Origin of the sequence: Bradyrhizobium sp. Mp27, assembly GCF_029953005.1 — a bacterium.
Taxonomy (GTDB): domain Bacteria; phylum Pseudomonadota; class Alphaproteobacteria; order Rhizobiales; family Xanthobacteraceae; genus Bradyrhizobium; species Bradyrhizobium barranii.
This window is the reverse complement of record NZ_JASAUS010000494.1, coordinates 1-1,402: the sequence shown is the minus strand read 5'-3', so window position 1 is coordinate 1,402 and position 1,402 is coordinate 1. Positions and strand designations below refer to the sequence as shown.

2 protein-coding genes are annotated in these 1,402 nt (G+C 56.6%); one reads left to right on the top strand and one right to left on the bottom strand.

All coding sequences use genetic code 11. From position 1 onward, the window contains the following. The first annotated feature begins 85 nt into the window (after positions 1-85). Entirely contained in the window at positions 86-814 is a 729-nt protein-coding gene (locus QJT78_RS51265) for a hypothetical protein (RefSeq protein WP_281460880.1), read from the top strand. A 255-nt stretch (positions 815-1,069) separates the two neighbouring features. Here QJT78_RS51265 and QJT78_RS51260 read toward each other — a convergent pair whose 3' ends face one another. After that, on the bottom strand, positions 1,070-1,261 hold the full coding sequence (locus tag QJT78_RS51260) for a hypothetical protein (protein ID WP_157790053.1): 192 nt from the start codon (positions 1,259-1,261) through the stop codon (positions 1,070-1,072). Positions 1,262-1,402: the final 141 nt, after the last annotated feature.

The window sequence follows — 1,402 nt, the reverse complement described above, 5'->3', positions numbered from 1 at the left end:
CAAAAGTTCTTCTGGAGTGATCATCGATGGTGTCCACCTCGTTCATGGTGGACACCTCATCCCATCCCCGCGCTCAACTGCATAGGTGCGTAGAAAGGAGCGCTTACGTTTTCTCTTAGGCGGCGGCGGTGCGCAGATCAACGATCAGCCTCTTTCGCTGCACGTACTTGAAGAAAGGGACCGCGAAATCGTCAGCAAAGTTAGGCTCGGCCAGCCAGTCTCCTCCTATGAGACGAGACCGGACAAGTCCTCAGACGCATCCGTTCCTTGGCCACCCGAGCTTACTGCCAAGTACCAGTCGAAATTCTATAGGGGCTTCGCGCTTAACCGAGCGTGGCAGGAGATACCTGGGTCGTGCCTCGTCGGCTTAGTCGAAACCGTCAGGAATCGGGTTCTACGCTTTGCGCTGGACATCAAGGACCAGTTGAAGGACGACCAGGAAACCGTGGCCAGCCTGCCGGCCGAGAAGGTCGAGAAGGCCGTCATTAACAATATCTATGGCGGAAACGTATTCATCGCCGCCAATGCGGAGCAGATCAATCAAGCCGCCCACACCACCATCGTAGCTGGCGACGTGAAAGCGCTCGCTGGAGCGATGAAGATCATGGGCATTTCAGACGAGGGGGTGGCTCACCTCCTCGAAGACCTCAAGGCCGACAAGAAGGATGGCGAGACTTCGATTGGACAGAAGACCAAGGGGTGGCTTACCAACATCGGAACGTATCTTGGCAAGGAAGGCGGCAAGGCTGCGGTGGAACTCGCCAAGAAAGCGGCCACCAAGCTCATCATGCAGCACTACGGATTGGATATTTAGGCGGCCGAAATCATAGAACCCGTCAAGTTTTCTTCACGCATCCGCACCTTGTCGCTGAGCACGCTGCGCGCTTTTGGCAAGGAGAGCGCGCTACGAGCGGCACCCGCCAGGAACATGGATGGGTTGAAGTAGGATTACTCAAGTAGCTGAGCGACTGGCTGCTAGGGCATAGGAGCATCACTGCCCCCGGCGTCTCACCGGCGAGTTGGAGGGGGTGTGCCGTTGTCGCTCACTTGCTTAGTCACGACCATCTGCTTACTTGTCGAACAGGCTGCGCTTACCGACCCGACCAGGATCGTTCTGTTCGTCCATTACCCGTCTGATCTCAGTTATCTGATCCTGCATTCCCCTGACGGTGTGCTCGAGGACAGCCAGCCGTTCCGCGAGAGATTTCATGTCGATGGGCTTTGATCCTTGCGCTGGCTCTGGTGCGTTATCAGATGACATGGCTTTCTCCCTTGTGGTTGTAGTTTCTAACCCGTCTTATTCGCGAGAGGGCGCCTGAGAGGCTGGCGAGCGTGGTGTAAAGCGCTGATGCGGCGTAGGATTCGGTTGTGAAGCCAACCCCATCACCTCAACCGCGAACGC

What these genes read in the sequence shown, in the direction of transcription:
- QJT78_RS51260 (WP_157790053.1), bottom strand. Translation starts at nt 1,261, where the DNA reads ATGTCATCTGATAACGCACCAGAGCCAGCGCAAGGATCAAAGCCCATC.